Source organism: Bradyrhizobium sp. JYMT SZCCT0180, from assembly GCF_018130165.1.
Taxonomy (GTDB): domain Bacteria; phylum Pseudomonadota; class Alphaproteobacteria; order Rhizobiales; family Xanthobacteraceae; genus Bradyrhizobium.
Genome location: NZ_JAFCLZ010000002.1, coordinates 324,631 through 346,981, shown reverse-complemented (window position 1 = coordinate 346,981; position 22,351 = coordinate 324,631). Strand labels below are relative to the sequence as shown.

Sequence of the window (22,351 nt, the reverse complement as noted above, 5' to 3'; positions counted from 1 at the left end):
GGTAAAGGCCGCCTTGCCAGTCGCCGCGGCGGAACCCAACGAGCGGCGCGGTTCCCGCTCCCAACTAAAATATCGAAAACAACCCCATGCAAAGAAAGCAGCGGTCGCTGGCATGGAGGCTCCGAGCGAGCCTGCAAAAACCTTTTGACACGTCGGGCAAATCACCGGCACGTATCCATCATCCCCCATCCTGCAAGATGCTTTTGGCCTATCCAGCCAGCGCTGTTCTGCGCGATTGCGGGCAAAAAATCCTTTCGACAATTGAAGTTGCACGGGCTCGCGCGGCGGACGACCGCCCGGGCATTGCCAAACCGCGCGCGTCCAATGCGCGTGCTCGAGGAGACATCGACATGGACACACCTCCAGAACTCAACGAGCCCACGGCAATGCCCGCATCCTGTCAACCCAAGCCTGCCGCAGCCCCACGGCTAATAATCTCGACAAGCGGAGTGTCCATCGACCATCCCGATCCCGCATTTGCCGAACGGCTGATGGCAGACGCGTTGGGGGTCGCCGATCGCGACGCGATGCATGGCATCCTGCAACAACTGCTGAAAGCCAGCGTGAACGGGCGGCAGCCCGACCCGGCCAAGCTCGCCTTCATGATTTCAATGATGGAAAGTATCAAGCCGAGGGATTCCATCGAAGCGATGCTGGTAGCGCAGATGGTGTCCGTCCATGTGCTGGCGATGCGAAGTGCCTATCACCTCGCAAACGCGGAAGACATCGCCCAACAAGACAGTGCCGGGCGCGCATTGGGCAGGCTCGTCCGTACGTTTCCGGCCCAGATCGAGGCGCTCAACCGCTATCGCAACAAGGGCGAGCCTGCCGTCACTGTTCAGAACGTGCGTGTCGGGGATGGTGGCAAGGCGATCGTCGGCAACGTCACGCAGCATGCGAGCGTGATCGTTTCGGGCAAGAGCCAGCGTCCGTGAAGGACCCGACGCCCCACCGTCGAACACGGGGGCGCGATTGCCTCAACGCCAAACGGCGACCACAGGCATGAGCAATCGCTCCCCCAACACCCGCCCGATGCTGGCGAGCCCGCGTTGCGGGGCAAAAATCCGTTCCGGTGGATCATGCCGCTCGCCGGCGGTGCGCGGCAAAAGGCGCTGCCGCATGCATGGCGGTGCGCCGGAATCCGGTGCGCCAAGAGGAAACCAGAACGCGCGCAAACACGGCCTCTTCACAAAGGCCGCGACTGCCGAGCGCAAGCAGATTGAGGTCCTGTTGGCTGATGCACGCAAGCTGCTGCAACAGATGAAATGATTTGGCGTCGCCAGCCCCTGAAATAGCGCCTTGTACGGAACATCGTCATGCCCGGCCTTGTGCCGGGCATCCACGTCTTGCCTTCCCTTAAATAAGAAAGACGTGGATGGCCGGGACAAGCCCGGCCATGACGAAATCGAGAATCATTTTCAGACAGTTAGGAAGTGTCCGAAAAATGCGGGCTGCTTTTCGATCAGGCCCTAAGGTCTGCGGCCTGAGCGGCGCCCTGGCCGGATATCAGCCCTTCTTTGTATGACCCCAGATCTGATCCCAGTCCTCGCCCGCGGCGTCGACGACGCGGCCGTCGGCCTCGAAGAACTTGTTCGGGACCTGGAAGATCGCGAGCATCAGCCCGCCCTCGGGGCACCAGGCGACGTGACGGCTGCCCTGCTCGCGCCAGATGTATTCGCCGGCCTTGCATACGATGCCCTTTGCCGGCCCCTCCTTGTCGACCAGGCTGCCTTCGAGCACGTAGGTCTGCTCGATGTTGACATGCTCGTGGTCGGGCAGCACCGCGCCGGGTTGAAACCGCATCAGCGCGGTCATCAGGCCGGTCTTGCGATCGAACAGCAGCGTCTTGGCTTCGCAACCGGGGAAACGGGTCTTCTGCCATTCCATGTCGGCCGGGCGAACGAGATGCGAATGCGCGTCTGATGTCTCTGGGTGTTTCGGCGTCACGGCGTCCATGGCGATCCTCCGTCTTTTTTGGATTTGAGGCGATCCTAGAGCCTTTTCCGTTCCGATGAAATCGGGAACGGGGCTCTAGATTCTCGATTTGACGCGTTTTCTTGACGCGAACCGGTTGCCCACTTCGCTGGAAAACGCTCTGCCAGCTTTGCTTGCGACCGCCAGCCGGGAGAAGCCGCATCCAGTCTTGCTGGCGTCCGCCCCCAATTGTAGGATCAACACGCTAGCCACTCCCGCGACGCATGGTGAACGATGGCGGCGCTGCAACATTCGCGTTTCTGCAAGGGCTGCTGGGAGCAGATGCGCATGCCCGTGCCGATCCGCGGGGTAATCTCGGCGCCGTTCCGGGCATTTGGCGTTCGCCCGAGCCGAATGAACCCCAACACCTGCACCATCTGCGAGCTGATGTTCACGAAGGTGATGCGAGCCCGCAAGATCACCATCGACGCGACCGTGATGTTTGCCGATCTGCGCGGCTATACCAGCCTGTCCCAGTCGAAATCACCGGAGGCCGTGTCGGGTCTGCTCGATGCCTTCTACGATGAATGCGCCGACGCGATCTGGCGGCATGAGGGGCTCCTCAACAAGACGATCGGCGACGCCGTCATGGCCGTCTTCAATTTTCCGTTGCGGCGCGACGACCATGTCCGCAATGCCCTGCTCGCGGCGCGCGATATCCAGAACAACTGGCGCGAACGGCGCGACGGTCTTGCAGCCGCGCTTGGCCTCAACGCCGGCGACCTCGGGATCGGCATCGGCATTCACGCCGGCGAACTCAGTTTTGGCGAATTCGGCCGGTCACACCGCGACCTCACCGCCATCGGCACCGTCGTCAACACCGCCTCCCGTGCGCAGTCGGTCGCCGAAGCCGACCAGATTCTCGTGACGCAGGAGGTCTATCAGCGCGCCCGGCCGGATTTGCAGGCGAGTCATTCGAAGACGTTTCAGCTCAAGGGATTCGATGCCCCGATCGAGCTTTACGCGGCATAGCCCCGCCTCGCTTCCAGAGGTCGTCGTCGCTCACCAGAGGTTCTTGCCGTCGATGACCGTCACCGGCACGGCGTCGAGGTCGACCTCATCGAACAGCCGCGCGTTGACGGCGACCTTGGGGTTCTCGAAGTCCGGCTTGCCGGTCGACCAGTCAGGCGATTCCCCATAGGTCCCGCAGCCGCAATTGGCGCAGAAATGATGTTTGATGGTTCGGCTGCCCCACTGGTACGTGGCGACATTCTCCGGCGGCGAGGTCAGGCGAAATTGCGCGGGTGTGTAATAGGCCCACAGCGCGCCGCGCTTCGAACATAGCGAACAGGTGCAGCGGGTCACGTCGGCCGGCATCTCGTCCACCTCGAATTGCGTCTGGCCGCAATGGCAGCTTCCCTTGATTGGCACGATCTGTTCCCTTCCGAATGATCTGGCGAGAAGTTCATAACCGCTACCTGCTGCCAGCATGGTGTCAGCAGCAAGCACGCCGATGCCTTCCGGCAAGGCGCCGCCAAACGTGATCGGGGTGCGTTGCCGCTGGGTTGCGAAAGTTGCTAGCGTTCCGGTCCCGCCCGAGTCGCGGAGCAGGTCTTCGGCGCGAGTGTTCGAAGCAAGTCCTGGGAGCAAGTCTTGGGTTTCCTCTTCGTCCTCACCGTCGGGCTTCTCGCCGGCACCATCAGCGGCATCGTCGGCACCGGCTCCTCGATCATGCTGATGCCGGTGCTGATCTATCAATACGGGCCGAAGGAAGCCGTGCCGATCATGGCGGTGGCGGCCGTGATGGCGAACCTGTCGCGTATCCTGGCATGGTGGCGTGAGGTCGATTGGCGCGCCTGCCTCGCTTATTCGGTCACCGGCATTCCGGCTGCGGCACTCGGCGCCCGGACGCTGCTGGCTTTGCCGTCGCACGCCGTCGATATTGCGATCGGGCTGTTTCTGATCGCGATGGTGCCGGTGCGGCATTGGCTTGACCGACACCAGCTTAAAGCGCGGCTCTGGCATCTGGCGGTCGGTGGCGCCGTGATCGGCTATCTCACCGGCATCGTGGTGTCGACCGGCCCGCTCAGCGTGCCGCTGTTTCTGTTTTACGGGCTGAACAAGGGCGCGTTCCTCGCCACCGAAGCTGCAAGTTCGCTCGGACTCTACTTGAGCAAATCAGTCACCTTCGAACGCTTCGGCGCGCTGACATCAGATGTGGCGCTGAAAGGCCTGGTTGCCGGCTCCTCGCTGATGTTCGGCGCCTTCATTGCCAAGCGCTTCGTGCTGCACCTGCAGCCCCAGATGTTTCGCCTGCTGATGGACGGCATCATGCTGGTGGCCGGGCTTTCCATGTTCTGGAATGCGTTGTGGAATAGCCCGCCCGGGCCGTGAACCCTCAAATCACCGAGCGGACGGTTTGTGGGGTCCGCCATGCGCTAATCGCGGAGCAAATTCCGCGTCGTAGCGAAATGACGCTAAGTGCCAAAAAGCAGACATCGCAACGGCTTCAAGTGAGCGGTCAGCGTTCTCCTGGCCGAGTCATCGGCAGATGTTTCTGCAACCTTCGGTAGCGCAATTCGGAATGTATGGTACCGTGCACATATCGGGACGATGTCCGTCCCGGATTTGGAAGGACACGTCATGAGATTGTCGTCAGGCTTTGTCGCGCCCTCAGCTGTCGCTATCCTGTCAACTGTATTGTTGTTCGGCCCGAGCAGTACGGCAATGTCGCAAACCGCAGGCCCCGCCACCCCGCTTCCTAGCATCACGGTCGAAGCGCCGAAGCAGGTGGCAAGGCCAAGGCCGACGCAGCTGCCGAGGCAGGCAGCAGGTGCATCTCGCCGGGCATCGCCAACCGCTCATACGCTAACCGCTCGCACGCCATCGGCTGCGCCAGATTCAGTATTGGGGAAGATTGCCAAGCTTGAGAGAGCCAGCAGCAGTTGCAACGGTGGTTGCGAAACAAGCTTCAAAACCGGCAACGCCCCCTGGGTTGGATGCAGCTATTCGGCGGGGATATTTGGAACTTACTCGCCAACGTGCACGGACACACTCACCTACAAAACCTACGCGGAGTGCAAGGACACCAGACAGTTTTTGGGCATGGTAGAACGAGAAGCCCGCTGGCTTTGCAGCGGCCTGCTCGCCGGGGGGAAGCTGGCCGGGGAGAAGCGTCAGGTCGCCGAACTCAAACGAGCAGGACGTCGCTAGTCCATACCGCACGCCGGCTGCGCCCGAGACGTAGGATGGCATGTTTCAATCAACGGACTTGGAGCCATGCGGCTCCGGGTCATGCGCGACCGGGGCCAAGCACTGGCTAGCCCAGCCACATCAGCTGTTCCGCCGAAAGCGGAAGTACGCGACCTGATACGACAAGCCCGCAGTCAACTGACGGGCATTCGTCAAACTCGCATCAATTCGAATCTTGCTCCGCGATATTGCGTCCACGCCCTCGCATTCCGGTTGCCGCCGACGCCGACGAGGCTGGTCGATCCCAGGCCCAATGACGCTCTTGCCGCCTGGCGCGCCTGTGATCGGCCCTCGCCTGCCAAATCCTCCTTTCCGATCTGAACCAACCCCGCGCTCCGGGAGACGAAGTGACGTGCATCACATCCAATTCCGGATGAGGCCTTAGACGTTGCGTGGTTTGAACACTCATGTTCAGCCACAGGAGATTTGGAAATGTACAGGGGCATTATCGGCGCCGTTGCTGCCGTCATCGTCGTCGGCTTGATCGCAGCCGGAAGCTGGTACACCGTCGATCAGACCGAGCGCGGCGTGCTGCTGCGCTATGGCGCGGTCATCGGCACCGCACAGCCGGGCCTCGGCTTCAAGATCCCGCTGATCGACAGCGTCGAGAAGGTCAGCGTCAAGACCACGACCTTCTCCTGGGACAAGATGAATTCCTATTCCTACGACCAGCAGCCCGCCGATCTCAAGATCAGCGTCACGTTGCGGGCATCGCCGGAAAAAGTAACGGATCTCTACGCCAAATTCGGCCGGCTGCAGGCGGCGGTCAATCAGGTGGTCAGCCCTGCCGTCAACCAGCAGGTCAAGATCGTATTCGGCCGCTATACCGCGGTGAAAGCCATTCAGGAGCGCGGCGCCCTCAACAACGCGATCCGAGACGCCATTACCGCTTCGCTCAAGGATGATCCGATGATCATCGTCGAGAGCGTGCAACTCGAGAACATCGAGTTCAGCTCGACCTATCTGCATTCGATCGAACAGCGCATGCTGGCCGAGGTCGAGGTGCAGAAGCTGCAGCAGAACGCCGAGCGCGAGAAGGTTCAGGCGCAGATCACCGTCACGCAAGCCAACGCCAAGGCCAACGCCGTCCGCGCCGAAGCCCAAGCCTCCGCCGACGCGCTGCGGCTGAACGGCGAAGCCCGCGCCACCAACATCAAGCTGACCGGTGAAGCCGAAGCCGCCGCGATCGAAGCCCGCGCCAAGGCGCTCGGCACCAACCCGAACCTCGTCACCCTGGTGCAGGCCGAGCGCTGGAACGGCGTGCTGCCGACCACGATGGTGCCCGGCTCCGCGGTGCCGTTCGTCTCGGTCAAATAGTCTTCGAAAACATCCGGAAGCGGTGATGCCTGGGATCGCGATCTCAGGCATCATCGTCTTGGGGAACAGGTCCCATGCGAATTGTCATCACCATGGCGGGCATCGCGCTCGCTTTCGCCCTCGCCGCGCCGGCCTCGCACGCCGCGGAGAGTTTTGACGGGCTCTGGGCCAGGACGGCGAAGGACTGCCGCAACAAGGAAGGCCCCGACAGCAAGACGCTCATCGACATGAGCAAACCGATCGGCAGCAAGCCCGCGCCGATGGTCGACCAATATGAAAATCACTGCCGAATCGACCGCAAGACCGTGGTCGGAGACGGCATCAATCTCTCGGTCACCTGCTTTGAATTCTGGGATTATTTCAACAAGGGCGTCGAGCCGCGGAAAGCCACCGTCAAGCTCGCCCCCGGCCCGAACGGCACCATCAAGATCGACGGCAAGCCGTATCTGCGCTGCAAGGCCGGGAGCGGTGCCGCCAAGCGCTAGGCGCAGCCCACTGCCCGAGCCTCCGGTGATACACACCGCAACAGAAAGTGTTCGACTGCTTCCGGTCACCTCAGTCCATTTCATGCGGGACCGCATGCTAACCTGCGAACCTCGATCCCTTCCTGGAATTGATAATCGTGGGCGCATTGATTTTCGACTTCGACGGCGTCATCGCTGACAGCGAGGCGATCGCCAATACCGTTCTGGCGGAAACGGTGACTGGCCTCGGTCATTCAACAACGCTCGACCAGGCGCTTGCCCGCTATTCCGGCCGGAGGTGGGATGAAGCCGTGGCCGAGATCGAAGCGGCAATCGGAAAACCGCTACCTGCGGATTTCTCCGACCAGCTCAAGCTTGCCACCTTCGAGCGGTTCCGGACAGATTTGAAGGAAGTGAGCGGCGCGTCGGATTTCATCCGGCGTTTTTCCCACCTGCCCCGGTGCATCGCCTCGTCCAGTTCGATGGATCGGCTGCAGCTGTGCCTTTCGGTATTGGCGCTGGAAGCGGAATTCGGCAGTCATGTTTTCAGTGCCGATATGGTCGCGCGAGGAAAGCCGCATCCGGACATCTTTCTGCTTGCTGCCGACAAATTGGGCGTGGGTCCGGAGCAATGTCTTGTGATCGAGGACAGCGCCAGCGGGATCAAGGCGGCGGTTGCGGCTGGCATGGCCGTCGTCGGGCTGTGCGCGGCCAGTCATATTCGCGAAGGCCATGATCTCAGGCTGCGCGATGCCGGCGCCGTCCACCTGGCGCATTCATGGTCGGACGTCGAGCACGTCGCCCTTGAGTTTTTCAAAAGTTAGGATGCCTGCGGAGCATCGCGAACCGTTGAAAAACGCGGCCGGATGACATCATGCTGACGCCAAGAATGCACGGTACCGTGGCATAGTGCACGATCCGATCAATTCGGCCTTGAGGGCGATGTCTTGAGCGCAATAGCTGACGTAGTTGATATTACCGATCCCGGGAACGAGCCGGCCAAACGGGGCGATGCCCAGCAAGACACCCTGAGATTCGCGGAAGCCGCGCTTACCGACAGCAAGCGCGAGGGTTTGCTGCTCGCTGTTCGCGCCCGCTGGGTTGCGCTGGCGGTGACGGCCGCCACCCTGCCGATCATCAATCCGGAGTGGGAGGTCCTCTATTACGTTGCGATGCTCGGCCTGTTTGCCCTGATCGGCTGGGCCCAGCTCAAGGTCGGCAAGGCCGAGCGGTCCGTGCCGGAGCTTGTTCTGATATTTTGCGATCTGATGCTGATGACCTTCCTGACCGTCGTGCCCAATCCCTGGAGCACGTCCGACTGGCCGCTTGCCATGCAGTACAGGTTCGACAGCTTCATCTACTTCTTTGTTTTCCTGGGCACCGCGACGCTGGCCTATTCCTGGCGCACCGTTGTGGCGATGGGGTTCTGGACTTCGGCGCTGTGGGCGATCGGCGTCGGCTGGGTTTACCTGCAGCCGCAAACCCACGCAGCATTGTCGGAACGGGTGCGGGCCGCCGTCGGCGCCGACGTCAGGCTGTTCGATATCATCGACCCCTCCTCGATCGGCTTTGGTGCCCGGTTCCAGCAGATCACGGTCTTCCTGATCGTCGCCATGACGCTGGCGCTGGCGGCGCGCCGCTCGAACGCCCTCTTGATCAGCCACGCCGGCATCGAGCGCGAACGCACCAATTTGGCGCGCTATTTCTCTCCCAACGTCGTCGAACAGCTGTCCAAGAACGACGATCCGCTCAAACAGGTGCGAACGCAGAATGTCGCGGTGCTGTTCACCGACATCGTTGATTTCACTGCCTATGCGGACGGCCGCAGCCCGATGGAAGTGATCGGGACGCTGCGGCAGTTCCACGAGCGGATGGAACGGGAAGTTTTCCGGCACGCCGGCACGCTGGACAAATATCTCGGCGACGGATTGATGGCGACGTTCGGCACGCCCTTCACCAGCGATTCCGACGCCGGCAACGCGCTGCGCTGCGCGCAGGCCATGATCGGCTCGATCGCTGAACTCAACCGCGAGCGAAATACCCGCAACGAGCCGCCGATTAAGCTCAGCGTCGGATTGCACTACGGCCAGGTCGTGCTCGGCGATATCGGACTGAACCGGCTCGAATTCGCCGTCATCGGCACGGCAGTGAACGCCGCAAGCCGCCTTGAGGCACTGACGCGTGAATACGGCTGCGCCCTGGTTGCCAGCGACGAACTGGTGCAGCGAGCGCGGGCAGAAACCGGCAGCTCGAGCGACGACTTTTTGCATCTTGTCAAAAAGCCAGCGCGGACCATTCGCGGCCTTGAGCAACCGGTGGGGATATGGACGCGGGACTACGATGCGTCCTGACAGGCGAAGCCACGGTTGACCACGCACCATGTCAGGGCGCATAGGCCATCGCAGAATTGAACTCACCTATGGCTGACCCAATGCCCCAATCCAAACCTCACGATTCCTTCTACGTCGAACCGCGCAGCGGCGAGCGCTTTTCCCTGGATGTGCCGCGCTGGTGCGCCGACGGGCAAAGGCCGCTGCTGATCAACCCGCAGCCCGGCATCGGCCGCGAAGACATCGATCGCGGCACGCGGTCGCTGTGGCGGTACCGGGCTTCGCTGCCGGTCGAAATTGCAAAACCGATTTCGCTCGGTGAAGGCTGCACCCCACTGGTGCAGAAAGAATGGGACGATTTTCGGCCGTTCTTCAAGCTGGAATGGTTCAACCCGACCTGCAGCTTCAAGGACCGGGGCACCACCGTGATGCTGTCCTATGTGCGGCAGCTCGGCATCGATGCGGTGCTGGAAGACTCCTCCGGCAACGGCGGCGCCTCGGTTGCGGCCTATGGCGCGGCCGGCGGCATGCGGGTGAAGATCCTCGCCCCCGCCTATACGTCGCCCCCCAAGGTCGCGCAGGTTCGCGCCTATGGCGCCGAGGTGCAGCTGGTCGAAGGTCCGCGCGAAGAATCCCAGCGCGAAGCGATCCGCCAGTCCAGCGAGATCTTTTACTCCAGCCACAACTGGCAGCCGTTCTTCCTGCAGGGGACCAAATCGGTCGCCTATGAGATCTGGGAAGATTTCAACTTCACGGCGCCCGACAACATCATCATCCCGGTCGGCGCGGGCAGCAACCTGCTCGGCTGCCACATCGGCTTCTCCGAATTGCTCGCGGCCGGCCAGATCAGCAAACTTCCCAGACTGTTTGCCGCGCAGCCGCTCAACTGCTCACCGCTCGACGCGAGCTTCCAGGCCGGCGTCGACACGCCGGTCGATCGCGCCGTCAACAAGACGATCGCCGAAGGCACCGCGATCGCGCATCCGCTGCGGCTCAAGGAAATGATCCACGCCTTGAAAGACAGTGGTGGCGAATCGGTCGCGGTTTCCGAGGACGAGATCGTCGCCGCCCTGAGGCGGCTGGCGCGGCTGGGCCTGTTCGTCGAGCCCACATCGGCCAGCGTCGCGGCGGCGCTCGCAAAGCTTACGGCGCGAGGCGTCATCAAGGAGCGCGAAACCACGGTGGTGTTGATTTCGGGGACCGGCATCAAGACGGCGTCCACGATTGCCGAACTGTTTTGATTCCGGGCCCTCCCAGCCTTTGACTTGGCACTGGAACCGCTATAGAACAAAATAAGAACAAGCGCCTCACCGGGACTTCATGGCCAAATCCACCCTCTCCTTTGTCTGCCAGAACTGCGGCGCTGCGTTTAATCGCTGGCAGGGCAAGTGCGAGGCCTGCGGCGAGTGGAACACGCTGTCCGAGGAGGACACGACGGGCGCGACCTCGATGCCGGTCTCGATCCGCTCCAAACGCCGGGGAAGAACTTTTGCGCTGGAATCGCTGACCGGCAAAAGCCAGGACGCGCCCCGCCTCTCCTCCGGCATGGTCGAGCTCGATCGCGTCACCGGCGGCGGCTTCGTCCGCGGCTCGGTGCTGCTGGTCGGAGGCGATCCCGGCATCGGCAAATCGACGCTGCTGACGCAGGCCACCAGCATGATGGCGCGTGCGGGACACCGCGCGGTCTACATTTCAGGCGAAGAAGCCGTCGCCCAGGTGCGGCTGCGCGCCGAGCGGCTCGGCCTTGCCGACGCGCCGGTGCAGCTCGCGGCCGAGACTTCCGTCGAAGACATCGTCTCGACGCTGTCCGAGGGCGCGGTGCCGCGCCTGATCGTGATCGATTCGATCCAGACCATGTGGACCGATACGGTGGAATCAGCCCCCGGCACGGTCACCCAGGTCCGCGCCTCCGCGCAGGCGCTGATCAGGTTTGCCAAGAAATCCGGCGCCACCATCATCCTGGTCGGGCACGTCACCAAGGACGGCCAGATCGCCGGCCCCCGCGTGGTCGAGCACATGGTCGACGCGGTGCTGTCGTTCGAGGGCGAAGGCTCGCAGCAGTTCCGCATTCTGCGCGCGGCGAAGAACCGCTTCGGCCCGACCGATGAAATCGGCGTGTTCGAGATGACGGGCCTCGGCCTGCGCGAGGTCTCGAACCCCTCCGAATTGTTCCTGTCGGAGCGCGACCTCGGCAGCCCCGGCACCGCTGTGTTCGCCGGCATCGAGGGCACCCGCCCGGTGCTGGTGGAATTGCAGGCGCTGGTGGCGCCGACCACCCTCGGCACCCCCCGCCGCGCCGTGGTGGGCTGGGACCCAAGCCGGCTGTCGATGGTGCTGGCGGTGCTGGAGGCCCATTGCGGGGTCAAACTGTCGGGCTACGACGTCTATCTGAACGTGGCCGGCGGCCTGCGGATCCAGGAGCCCGCGGCCGATGTGGCGGCGGCCGCCGCACTGGTTTCGTCGCTGGTCAACGCGCCGCTGCCGACGGATGCGGTCTATTTCGGCGAGATCTCGCTGTCCGGCGCGGTCCGGCCGGTGGCACAGACGTCGGCCCGGCTGAAGGAAGCGGCAAAACTCGGCTTCGGGCGCGCAATACTGCCCGAATCGGCGCGTGGTGAGGCCGGCGGCGACGCGGGCCTGGTGCTGAACAGCGTCGGCGGATTGACCAGCCTGGTCGCTGAAATTGCCGCGCGAGGCACGCCCAGAGCCAATCGAGAGGGTAACCGGGAGGCCAATCGCGAAGGCCCAGCGGAGAAAAATGCCACACCGACGCGATTCCGTCGCGAGAACGGCTAAAGCGGCGTGACGTTACGCCCCCTCGCCGCTATACAACGCGCGCGAAAGGCGCGTGGGATGGCGTGATATCCGGCCTTGCGGGACACGCCATATGACCGTCACCTAGAACGGCACCGACACGCCGATTCGCAAGACTTTGAGCATTTACGAGCGGACCTGACCAGCCGATGCCGATAACGATACTCGATCTCGTCCTGCTTGGTGTGATGCTGATTTCGGGGCTGCTCGCCATGGTGCGCGGCTTCATGCGCGAGATTCTGTCGATCGCGGCCTGGGGCGCGGCGGCTCTGGTCACGCTGTATGCTTTCTCCAAGCTGCTGCCGACCGCCAAAACTTATTTCAATAACGACACGGTGGCGGCCGTGGTGGTGGTAGCCGGCACCTTCATCGCGACCCTGGTCGTGGTGTCGATCATTACGGTGCGGATTTCGGACATGATCCTGGATTCGCGGATCGGCGCGCTGGATCGCACCCTCGGCTTCCTGTTCGGTCTGGCCCGCGGCCTGCTGATCGTGGTCGTCGCCTTCCTGTTCTTCAGCTGGCTGGTTCCGGACAAGCAGCGGCCCGACTGGATCACCGGGGCGAAGTCCCGGATGGTGCTGCAGGGAACCGGCGATTGGTTAATGGCGCTCTTGCCTGACGACCCTGAGAACACCATCTTAAAGAGATTCAAGAAGAATAAACCCGACGACGATTCAACTGACGCCGAGCCGGCAGCCCCGGCGTCCGGCGATGGCTACAGCAAACCTGCCCGCGACGGCCTTAAAAAGCTGATCGAGAAACCTGCGAGCAAGTAACTCTTGGCCAAAAGAGAGGCGATGGACGCGATGCAAAACCCTTCCGATCTCGCCGAGCAACTTGACCGAAACTCCGGTCCGATCGATTTGCAGGACGATCTTGAAGGCGACACGCTACGCGAGGAATGCGGCGTGTTCGGCATCTTCGGCCACCCCGAGGCCGCCGCCATCACCGCACTCGGACTGCACGCCCTCCAGCATCGCGGCCAGGAAGCCGCCGGCATCGTCTCCTTCGACGGCAGCCGCTTCCACAGTGAACGCCGACTTGGCCTCGTCGGCGACACCTTCTCCCGCCGTGAAGTGATCGAGCGCCTGCCCGGCAATGCCGCCGTCGGCCATGTCCGTTATGCCACGACAGGCGCCACCATCCTGCGCAACGTGCAGCCGCTGTTTGCCGAGCTCAATGCCGGCGGTTTCGCGGTCGGCCATAACGGCAACCTCACCAACGGTCTGACACTGCGCCGCGAACTCGTGCTCCACGGCGCCATGATGCAGTCGACCACCGACACCGAAGTGATCCTGCATCTGGTCGCGCAATCGAAGCGCACCCGTTTCGTCGACCGTTTCATCGAGGCGTTGCGCACGATCGAGGGCGCCTATTCGCTGACGGCCTTGACCAACAAGAAACTGATCGGCGCGCGCGATCCGCTCGGCATCCGTCCCCTGGTACTCGGCGACCTCGACGGTCACCCGATCCTGACCTCGGAGACCTGCGCACTCGACATGATCGGCGCCAAATATGTCCGCGACATCGAACCCGGCGAAATCGTCGTGTTCGACGACAAGGGCGCGCACAGCCACAAGCCATTTCCGCCAAAACCGCCGCGGCCCTGCATCTTCGAATACATCTATTTCTCGCGGCCGGATTCCATCGTCGGCGGCCGTTCGGTCTATGAGGTTCGAAAGGCCTTCGGCGCACAGCTCGCGCGCGAAAGCCAAGTCGAGGTCGACGTCGTGGTGCCGGTGCCGGATTCCGGCGTGCCCGCCGCGATCGGTTACGCCCAGCATTCCGGCGTGCCGTTCGAACTCGGCATCATCCGCAACCACTATGTCGGACGTACCTTCATTCAGCCGACCCAGAGCGTGCGCGAGCTCGGCGTGCGCATGAAGCATTCGGCCAACCGCGCCGCGATCGAAGGCAAGCGTATCATCCTGATCGACGACTCGCTGGTTCGCGGCACCACCTCCAAGAAGATCGTGCGCATGATGCGCGACGCCGGCGCCCGCGAAGTGCATTTCCGCCTCGCCTCGCCGCCGATCCTCTACCCCGACTATTACGGCATCGACCTGCCGGACCGCGGCGGACTGCTTGCCGCCACGCATACCCTTGAGGAGATGCGCGAGATCATCGGCGCCGATTCACTGGCGTTCCTGTCGATCGACGGCATGTACCGCGCGATGGGCGAACCCGGCCGCGATCCCGCCAATCCGAAATTCTCGGACCATTGCTTCACGGGCGCCTACCCGACCCACCTCACCGACCAGAGCGAAACCGAGCCGTCGCCGCGGCAATTGTCGTTGCTGGCGGAGGCGAGTTAGCTGTCGTCCCTGCGAACGCAGGGACCCATAACCACAGGCCTTCGTTTTTCGGACGCCTATAGACACAACCACCTTTCGCCTCATAACCGTCACGGCGTATGGGTCCCTGCGTTCGCAGGGACGACGATAATAGAGCCTCTTCGATGATCTCCTCCCTCGCCTCCCGTATCGCTCTCGTCACCGGCGCCTCACGCGGTATCGGCTATGCCACCGCGCGCGCACTCGCAAAGGCCGGCGCGCATGTCGTGGCGGTGGCGCGCACGCAAGGCGGGCTGGAAGAGCTCGACGACGAGATCCGCAAGGACGGCGGCAGCGCCACGCTGGTGCCGCTGAATCTGACCGACTCCGACGGCATCGCGCGGCTCGGCGCGGCGCTGCACGAGCGCCACGGCAAGATCGACATTCTCGTCGGCAATGCCGGCGTCGCCGGCCCCTCCTCGCCGCTAGGTCATATCGAGCTGAAGCCGTGGAACGACGTGATGGCGGTCAACGTCACCGCCAACTTCCAGTTGATCCGCTGCATGGAGCCGCTGCTGAGGCAGTCCGACGCCGGCCGCGCCGTGTTCGTCACATCAGGCGCCGCCAACAAGGCCAGCGCCTATGTTGGCCCCTATGCCGCCTCGAAAGCCGCCCTCGAAGCGCTGACGCGCGCCTGGGCACAGGAGACCGCGAGCACGAACCTTCGCGTCAACCTCTTCAGCCCCGGCCCGGTCCGCACCAAGATGCGTGCTATCGTATTCCCCGGCGAAGACCCGGCGACGCTGGATACGCCGGAACAGGTCGCGGAATTCATCGTGCCGATGTGCGCGCCCGACTGGACCGAAACCGGCAAACTCTACGATTACAAGACGCGCACGCTGATGGACTTTCGTGCGCCGGCCTGAGTTCTCTCCACGTCATTGCGAGGAGCGAAGCGACGAAGCAATCCATTCTTCCTTTGCGTGGCGCCATGGATTGCTTCGCTGAGCCTGTCATCGGGCGCGCATTCGCGCGACCCGGTGGCTCGCAATGACGACGTCATGCCGTTGACACCTCCCCCTCCCCACGATTGACTGCCCGCGCAAGCGGGAGCAACCCGCCAGGAAGATCAAGGGAGGAAGCATCATGCCGATGCATCATCGCGCGCGCTCGATACCTGCCGTCCAACGTCTCAGCAAAACGATTCTTGCAGGCCTGACCGTCGCGACACTGATTGGCATCACAGCGATGCCGCTTCCCGCGCTCGCCGGCGATGTTCCGACCTTCGCGGTCGATGCATCCTGGCCGAAGCCGCTGCCGAACAACTGGATCCTCGGCCAGGTCGGCGGCATCGCCGTCGATTCCAAGGACCACATCTGGGTCATCCATCGTCCGCGCTCGCTGACCGACGATGAAAAGGGTGCTGCGCTGACCCCGCCACGATCGAAATGCTGCGTCTCGGCGCCGCCGGTGCTGGAGTTCGACGCCGAGGGCAATCTGCTGCGCTCCTGGGGCGGAGCGGGCGAAGGCTATGAATGGGTCGGACGCGAACATGGCATCGAAGTCGACGAGAAGGGTTTTGTCTGGGTCGGCGGCAATGCCGACAATGACAACGCGGTTGTCAAATTCACCCTCGACGGCAAGTTCGTGATGCAGATCGGCAAGATCGCGCCGAGCAAGGGCTCCAACGACACTACCCAACTCGGCAAACCCGCCGAGACCGCGGTCGACAAGGATGCCAACGAGATCTACATCGCCGACGGTTACGGCAACCGCCGCGTCATCGTGTTCGACGCCACGTCAGGTGCCTACAAGCGGCACTGGGGCGCCTATGGCAAGCCGCCGAACGACGACAAGCAGCCGCCCTACGATCCCAAGGCGCCGCCTGCCCAGCAATTCGCCAATCCCGTGCATTGCGTAAAGCTCACCAATGACGGGATGGTTTATGTCTGCGACCGCATCAACAACCGCATCCAGGTGTTCAAGAAGGATGGAACTTTCGTGAAGGAGTGGTTCTTCGAGAAGAACACGCTCGGCAATGGCGCGGTGTGGGACATCGCCGTCTGGCCCGATCCGAAACAGACCTGGCTGTTGAGCGCTGATGGCGAAAACAACGAAATCCGGGTGCTGAAGCGCGACGACGGTACCGTGGTCGGGAGTTTTGGACGCAGCGGCCGCAATGCCGGGCAGTTCCACTGGATTCACGCCATGGCCGTGGATTCCAAGGGCAACGTCTATACCGCCGAAGTCGATACCGGAAAGCGCATCCAGAAATTCAAGCTGACATCGGACGCGCTACGATAGGTGGATTGCCCAAGGCATCCGGAACCACTACCACCATCTCAGTCATATGCCGGGCGTGGACCTCCCAAAGAAGGCCACCCGGCGACCATAGATGGAGGAAATACATGACTGCACTAAGCGCGCGGCGCCTCGCCGCGTTGATCACCGTTGCCGGCGTCAGCTTTACTGCGCCCGCCTACGCCCAGGACAAGACCGTCAAGATCGGCGTGTTGAACGACATGTCGAGCCTTTACGCCGATATCGGCGGCCCCAATTCGGTGGTCGCGGTCAAGATGGCGATCGAGGACTCGGGGCTGCTCAAGAAAGGCTGGAAGATCGACGTCGTCAGCGGCGATCATCAGAACAAGCCCGACGTCGGCGTTAACATCGCGCGGCAGTGGATCGACAACGACAAGGTCGATGCGATCGCCGATACGCCGAACTCCGGCGTGGCTCTCGCCGTCAGCAACCTCGTCAAGGAGAAGAACGCGGTGCTGCTCAATTCGGGCGCAGCTTCCGCCGATCTCACCGGCAAGGCCTGCACGCCGAACACGATTTCCTATACCTACGACACCTACATGCTGGCCAACGGCACCGGCAAGGCGCTGACCAAAGCCGGCGGCGACACCTGGTTCTTCCTGACCGCCGACTATGCTTTTGGCCACGCGCTGGAGCGCGACACCTCCGCCGTCGTTACCGCCAATGGCGGCAAGGTGCTCGGCGGCGTCAAGCATCCGATCAACTCGTCGGACTTCTCGTCCTTCCTGCTGCAGGCACAAGCGTCCAAGTCGAAGGTCGTAGGACTTGCGAACGCCGGTGGCGACACCACGAACGCCATCAAGCAGGCAGCCGAATTCGGCATCGTCGCCGGCGGCCAGAAGATCGCCGCTCTGCTGCTGTTCATCAACGACGTGCATTCGCTGGGACTGAAAACGGCGCAAGGCCTGACGTTCACGGAATCCTTTTACTGGGACATGAATGACCAGACCCGCGCCTTCTCAAAGCGGTTCGCCGCATTGGCGAGCAAGAACTCCATGCCGTCGATGACCCAGGCCGGGAGTTACGCCATGGTGCTGCATTATCTCAAGGCGATGGAAGCGCTTGGCGGCAATCCGCGTGACGGCGCCAAGGTCGTCGCCAAGATGAAGGAACTGCCGACCGACGATCCCTTGTTCGGCAAGGGCCCGCTGCGCGCCGACGGCCGCCGTCTCATTCCGGCCTATCTGTTCGAAGTGAAGACACCGGCAGAGTCGAAGGGTCCGTGGGACTATTACAAGCAGATCGCCACGATCGCCCCGGAAGATGCCGCCAAGCCGCTCGAGGCCAGCGATTGTCCGTTGGTGAAGAAATAGTCGGGTAACAACTCGATCGTCGTCCCGGCGAACGCCGGGACCCATACGCCGCGGCGGCTGTGATTATAGCAGGTGTCGGCCACCTTGCTTTAGCCGATAGCACAACGCGGTATGGGTCCCCCGATGCGCAATTGCGCATCTGAGCTCAAGGCCGGGACGACGTCGGTAGTTGCGCGCTGCTTTTGCCAGCCAACGTCCGCCATGCGACCAACAGCGCCAGCGCCAAAAGCGCAGCGGCCAGGAGGAACGGCGCGCCCGGCATTTTCACCGGCGCAGAATCGCCGATGAAATAGGCAAAGATCAGCGTAAACAGAAACGGTCCCACCATCTGTGCGACGCTGTTGACGCTGTTGGTGGCGCCCTGCAACTGGCCCTGCTGATCGGGCGCGACCAGTTGCGTGGTCAGCGACTGGACCGCGGCTCCGGCGATGCCCCACAACGCCATCACGGGAATGCCGACCCAGAACAGCGGGCCGGTCGGCGCCGCGCCATAGATCAGGAAACCGAGCGCACCGCAGCCGAGCCCGAGCAACAGCGCGCGGCGTTCGCCGAGGCGCGCGACGATCGGTCCGACGCCCGCGCCCTGCACCACCATGGCGCAGATGCCAACGAGGGCCAGCGTCAGCCCGACCGTCTTGGTGTCCCACCCATAGCGATAGGTCGCATAGAGCACGAAGGTCGAGGGCAGCACGACATGCGCGACCTGGCCGAAGAAATTCGCCAGCGACAGACCTGCGAGAATCCGGTTGGAACGCAGCAGATGCAGCGCGCCGAGCGGGTTGGCGCTTTTCCATTGGAACGGTGCGCGCCGTTCCGGCGGCAACGACTCCGGCAGGATCAGCCAGCCGTAAAGCGTGTTGGCAAAACTCAGGCCCGCCGCGACCCAGAACGGCAGCCGCGGATCCATGTCACCGAGCAGGCCGCCGACGGCGGGGCCGAGAATAAATCCGGCGCCGAACGCCGCGCCGATCTTGCCGAACACGGCAGCGCGTCGTTCCGGCGGCGTCACGTCGGCGATGTAGGCAAAAGCCGTGGAGATACTCGCCGAAGTGATCCCCGAGATCACGCGGCCGATGAACAGCCACAGCAGCGACGGCGCCAGCGCCATCAGCACGTAGTCCAGCGCCAGGCCGAAATTGGACAGCAGCACCACCGGCCGGCGGCCGAACCGGTCGGACAAGGCGCCGAGGATCGGCGAGAAGATGAACTGCATAACCGCCCAGGCGGTGCCGAACAGTCCAAAGATCCGCGCGGCGGTCGCGGTATCGTTGTCGACGAAGCTTTCGACCAGCTTGGGCAAGATCGGCAGGATCAGGCCGAGTGCGAACATGTCGAGCAGGATGGTAACGAAAATGAAGATGGCGGCGCCGCTGCGCACCGGCGGCATCCCGGCCGCGCGCTCCGAGGCCGCCTCGTTCACGACGGCCGTTTGCGCTTGTGGGCGAACGGATTGGCCTTCTCGCGCAGCATAATCCGGATCGGCGTGCCCGGCAGATCGAAGGCCTCACGCATGCTGTTGGTGAGATAGCGCAAATAAGAGGTCGGCACCGCGTCCGCCCGCGAGCAGAACAGAATGAAACTCGGCGGCCGCGCCTTGGCTTGTGTGATGTAATTCAACTTCAGCCGGCGGCCCGACACCGAGGGCGGCGGATTGGCGTCGACCGCCTGTTCGAACCAGCGATTGAGGGCTGCGGTCGGCACGCGCTTGTTCCAGACCGCATAGGCTTGCTGGATCGCGGTCATCAGCCGATCGATGCCTTCGCCCATCAGGCCCGACACGGCAACCACCGGCGCGCCCTTGATCTGCGGCAGCAAATGATCGGCGTCGGTGCGCAGCCCCGAAACGAGACTGCCTTTCTTCTCCATCAAATCCCATTTGTTGACGGCCAGCACGACCGCGCGCCCCTCGCGCTCGATCAGGTCGGCGATGCGCAGATCCTGTTCCTCGAACCGGTTCTGTGCGTCCATCATCATGACAACGACTTCGGCAAAGCGCACCGCGCGCAGCGCGTCCGCCACCGAGAGCTTCTCCAGCTTCTCATCGATCCGCGCCCGCCGCCGCAAGCCGGCGGTATCAAACACGCGGAAGTCACGCCCAGCCCAAGTCACCTCGACCGAAATGGAATCCCGGGTGGTGCCGGCCTCGGCGCTGGTCAGCAGCCGATCCTCGCCGAGCAGATGATTGATCAGCGTCGATTTGCCGGCGTTGGGACGGCCGACGATCGCGACGCGGATCGGACGCTTGGCGAGATCCTCGTCGGATACGATGATGTCGTCATCGTCGAACTCCTCCGCCTCCTCGGTGGGATCGGGCATCAGCACCCGCAGCGAATCGTAGAGATCGCTGAGGCCTTCGCCATGTTCGGCGGAAATCTGCACGGGATCGCCGAGCCCGAGCGCGTAGGATTCCATCGCGCCGACTTCGCCGTGCCTGCCCTCGCTCTTGTTGGCGACCAGCACCACGGGCTTGTTGGCGCGGCGGGCGAAATCGGCAAAGGCACGGTCGTTCGGCGTAAGCCCGGCCCGCGCGTCGATCACGAACATCAGCGCGTCGGCAAGCGCAATCGCGGTTTCGGTCTGTTCCTGCATCCGCGCCGTGAGCGAGCCCCTGGCGCCTTCATCGAGCCCGGCGGTATCGATCACGGTGAATTCGAGGTCGCCAAGGCGCCCGTTACCCTCGCGGCGGTCGCGGGTGACGCCAGGTTCGTCGTCGACCAGGGCGAGCTTCTGCCCGACCAGCCGGTTGAACAGCGTCGACTTTCCGACATTGGGTCGGCCGATGATGGCAATCGTAAAGGGCATAAATAAATCCAAACGCCCCTTTTGAAGGACGGGTCAATCGAACGAAACGATAGAGCACGGTTCTGTCGCAACCGCGCCCTGATTTTGTTTTGACGCGTTTGCTACCGCAGATAAGTCTACGCAATCTGCGTAAACTTATTGCTGAGCGAACCGGCGCCGACTTCGCGCGAAAACGCTCTGCAATTAACGCGTGAAGCTGCCGCTGGGCATCGGCGCCGGGAACGGCGCGGCGGATTGTTGGGTGGACTGCGCGGGCGCCGCCGATTGGGCAGCCGGCTGATCGGGCGGCGGAGCGGTGGTGCGCTTGCGCACAATCTTCTTCGGCTTCGGCGCCGGCGGCGCTGCGTTGGTGCCGCCCTCTTCCACCGGTGCGGCATCGGGGTCTGCGGCGGCGGGCTCGGTCGCGGGCGCCGCTGCAACGGGTGCCTGCTTGCCTCTGGATTTCGCGGATCCCCTGGACTGCGGTTCCTGCGGCGGCTGTGCGACCGCTGCCTGGGCATTCGGGTCTTCGATCTGCTGCTGGCGCGTGCCTTTGTAGAGATCCTTCGGCACGCCCTGCTCGAGACCGGGCACACCGTCGGGGAAGACCGGCTTGCGTTCACCGGGTAGCTTCTTTTTGGTGTCGAGGAAGTCGAGCATGTCGCTCGGATCGAAATTGCCCATGCTGCTACAGCCCGCCAGCGCGCTGGAAAACGCGATGAGGATGGTGGCTGCGATCAGACGGTGCGGGCGGCGCATGCTCGGGTTCTCGTTTGTCTCGTTGGCCGGCTCAGCTCTTTGCGACAGGCGGAAGCAACGCCTGCAGCGCTTCGGCGCGAGAGCGCAGGCTCGGTGGCGTGCCGCCGTCATTGGCAATCACGTCCAGCCATTGCCGTGTCGCTGTCGCATCGTTGGCGCGCCAGGCCGACAGGGCCAGCAGTTCGCGCGCAGTATGGCGAAAGGTTGCAGTCGGTCCGGCTGCCGCCTCCAGGCGAGACTTCATGTCGGGATAGGAGATGCTCTCCAACAGCAGCTGGGCGGCGCGAATCCGGGCCAGATCCTGTTCCGCCACGCCGACGCTGCGGTCGGCGGCAATCTCGTCGAACATCTTGGCAGCAGCCTGCTGGTCGCGGCTTGCGACCTCCGCGGCCGTACGCAGGCGCGCCAGCACGCGGTATCCCGCCGGCGCCTTCGCCGCCAGCTCGGCAAACGCCGCCTCGGCCTCTGCGTGCTTGTTGGCTTCCGATAGCTCCGCCGCCTTGTCGAAGGCCGCACCGGCCTCAACCGCCTTCTTGGCTTCCAGATATTGGTAGCCACGCCAGCCACCCACGGAGGCGATGATCAGCAGCGCTCCTGCAATGATATAGAGAGAATATCGGTCCCACAGCTTCTTGAGCTGATCGCGACGGACCTCTTCGTCGACTTCATTAAATAATTCAGACACTTAAGGCTATCCCATCCCCGATGAGCCGCTGGACGCGCGGCGGCGCCCTGCGCCCGATCCCCGCATGGCGGCGGCGATACCCTAACGATATGGCGGTGGCAAGGCAAAGCGAGGCGGATCAAAG

General features: G+C 63.2%; 21 protein-coding genes. 15 read left to right on the top strand and 6 right to left on the bottom strand.

The features are described 5' to 3' along the window. The first annotated feature begins 86 nt into the window (after positions 1-86). Both JQ641_RS04290 and JQ641_RS38405 read left to right on the top strand, forming a co-directional pair. Positions 87-935: a hypothetical protein gene (locus JQ641_RS04290; protein ID WP_249150180.1), complete on the top strand. Its 849-nt coding sequence runs from the start codon at positions 87-89 to the stop codon at positions 933-935. A 67-nt stretch (positions 936-1,002) separates the two neighbouring features. After that, a complete protein-coding gene (locus JQ641_RS38405) occupies positions 1,003-1,269 on the top strand; it encodes an HGGxSTG domain-containing protein (RefSeq protein WP_349628493.1) in 267 nt (88 codons plus the stop codon). A gap of 237 nt (positions 1,270-1,506) precedes the next feature. Here JQ641_RS38405 and JQ641_RS04280 read toward each other — a convergent pair whose 3' ends face one another. Further along, positions 1,507-1,956 carry a cupin domain-containing protein gene (locus JQ641_RS04280; RefSeq protein ID WP_211994581.1) on the bottom strand — a complete coding sequence of 150 codons (450 nt, stop codon included), beginning with the start codon at positions 1,954-1,956 and terminating at the stop codon, positions 1,507-1,509. Between the two features lie 261 nt (positions 1,957-2,217). Between JQ641_RS04280 and JQ641_RS04275 the strand changes: the two genes are divergently transcribed. Continuing rightward, positions 2,218-2,946 carry an adenylate/guanylate cyclase domain-containing protein gene (locus JQ641_RS04275; RefSeq protein WP_211994700.1) on the top strand — a complete coding sequence of 243 codons (729 nt, stop codon included), beginning with the start codon at positions 2,218-2,220 and terminating at the stop codon, positions 2,944-2,946. A gap of 30 nt (positions 2,947-2,976) precedes the next feature. On the opposite strand, the gene JQ641_RS04270 is transcribed toward JQ641_RS04275, so the two are convergent. Next, the gene (locus JQ641_RS04270) at positions 2,977-3,345 is read right to left on the bottom strand and encodes a GFA family protein (RefSeq protein WP_211994699.1); all 369 of its coding nucleotides are present in this window, start codon (positions 3,343-3,345) and stop codon (positions 2,977-2,979) included. A 222-nt stretch (positions 3,346-3,567) separates the two neighbouring features. On the opposite strand from JQ641_RS04270, the gene JQ641_RS04265 reads away from it, so the two are divergent. The 12 genes from JQ641_RS04265 to JQ641_RS04210 all read left to right on the top strand — a co-directional run bounded on the left by JQ641_RS04265 (position 3,568) and on the right by JQ641_RS04210 (position 18,002). After that, on the top strand, positions 3,568-4,308 hold the full coding sequence (locus tag JQ641_RS04265) for a sulfite exporter TauE/SafE family protein (RefSeq protein WP_192740677.1): 741 nt from the start codon (positions 3,568-3,570) through the stop codon (positions 4,306-4,308). Between the two features lie 1,290 nt (positions 4,309-5,598). After that, complete coding sequence (locus JQ641_RS04260) at positions 5,599-6,483, top strand: prohibitin family protein (RefSeq protein ID WP_192740676.1); 885 nt, start codon at positions 5,599-5,601, stop codon at positions 6,481-6,483. Between the two features lie 74 nt (positions 6,484-6,557). Then, positions 6,558-6,968: a hypothetical protein gene (locus JQ641_RS04255; protein WP_211994580.1), complete on the top strand. Its 411-nt coding sequence runs from the start codon at positions 6,558-6,560 to the stop codon at positions 6,966-6,968. A gap of 137 nt (positions 6,969-7,105) precedes the next feature. Next, on the top strand, positions 7,106-7,771 hold the full coding sequence (locus tag JQ641_RS04250) for an HAD family hydrolase (RefSeq protein WP_211994579.1): 666 nt from the start codon (positions 7,106-7,108) through the stop codon (positions 7,769-7,771). 123 nt (positions 7,772-7,894) lie between these two features. Next, positions 7,895-9,298, top strand: coding sequence for an adenylate/guanylate cyclase domain-containing protein (locus JQ641_RS04245; protein ID WP_211994578.1), 1,404 nt, complete (start codon positions 7,895-7,897; stop codon positions 9,296-9,298). An 80-nt stretch (positions 9,299-9,378) separates the two neighbouring features. Continuing rightward, entirely contained in the window at positions 9,379-10,518 is a 1,140-nt protein-coding gene (locus tag JQ641_RS04240) for a threonine synthase (RefSeq protein ID WP_211994577.1), read from the top strand. Between the two features lie 79 nt (positions 10,519-10,597). Continuing rightward, a complete protein-coding gene (gene radA, locus JQ641_RS04235) occupies positions 10,598-12,073 on the top strand; it encodes a DNA repair protein RadA (protein ID WP_211994576.1) in 1,476 nt (491 codons plus the stop codon). A 167-nt stretch (positions 12,074-12,240) separates the two neighbouring features. Beyond that, positions 12,241-12,870, top strand: a complete 630-nt coding sequence (locus JQ641_RS04230) for a CvpA family protein (protein WP_192740670.1) — start codon at positions 12,241-12,243, stop codon at positions 12,868-12,870. 30 nt (positions 12,871-12,900) lie between these two features. Further along, positions 12,901-14,409 carry an amidophosphoribosyltransferase gene (purF, locus tag JQ641_RS04225; RefSeq protein ID WP_211994698.1) on the top strand — a complete coding sequence of 503 codons (1,509 nt, stop codon included), beginning with the start codon at positions 12,901-12,903 and terminating at the stop codon, positions 14,407-14,409. Positions 14,410-14,552: 143 nt separating this feature from the next. Then, positions 14,553-15,293 (top strand): SDR family NAD(P)-dependent oxidoreductase, encoded by a 741-nt coding sequence (locus JQ641_RS04220; RefSeq protein ID WP_211994575.1) that lies wholly within the window; start codon positions 14,553-14,555, stop codon positions 15,291-15,293. Positions 15,294-15,615: 322 nt separating this feature from the next. Then, positions 15,616-16,671, top strand: coding sequence for an NHL repeat-containing protein (locus JQ641_RS04215; protein WP_249150205.1), 1,056 nt, complete (start codon positions 15,616-15,618; stop codon positions 16,669-16,671). 104 nt (positions 16,672-16,775) lie between these two features. Beyond that, positions 16,776-18,002, top strand: coding sequence for an ABC transporter substrate-binding protein (locus JQ641_RS04210; RefSeq protein ID WP_211994574.1), 1,227 nt, complete (start codon positions 16,776-16,778; stop codon positions 18,000-18,002). A 145-nt stretch (positions 18,003-18,147) separates the two neighbouring features. Here JQ641_RS04210 and JQ641_RS04205 read toward each other — a convergent pair whose 3' ends face one another. The 4 genes from JQ641_RS04205 to JQ641_RS04190 form a co-directional block, all read right to left on the bottom strand. Beyond that, positions 18,148-19,389 (bottom strand): TCR/Tet family MFS transporter, encoded by a 1,242-nt coding sequence (locus JQ641_RS04205; RefSeq protein ID WP_211994696.1) that lies wholly within the window; start codon positions 19,387-19,389, stop codon positions 18,148-18,150. Between the two features lie 29 nt (positions 19,390-19,418). Next, a complete protein-coding gene (gene der, locus JQ641_RS04200; protein ID WP_211994573.1) occupies positions 19,419-20,804 on the bottom strand; it encodes a ribosome biogenesis GTPase Der in 1,386 nt (461 codons plus the stop codon). Positions 20,805-20,987: 183 nt separating this feature from the next. Next, positions 20,988-21,542: a hypothetical protein gene (locus JQ641_RS04195; protein ID WP_211994572.1), complete on the bottom strand. Its 555-nt coding sequence runs from the start codon at positions 21,540-21,542 to the stop codon at positions 20,988-20,990. A 31-nt stretch (positions 21,543-21,573) separates the two neighbouring features. Further along, positions 21,574-22,227, bottom strand: a complete 654-nt coding sequence (locus JQ641_RS04190) for a tetratricopeptide repeat protein (protein ID WP_211994571.1) — start codon at positions 22,225-22,227, stop codon at positions 21,574-21,576. Positions 22,228-22,351: the final 124 nt, after the last annotated feature.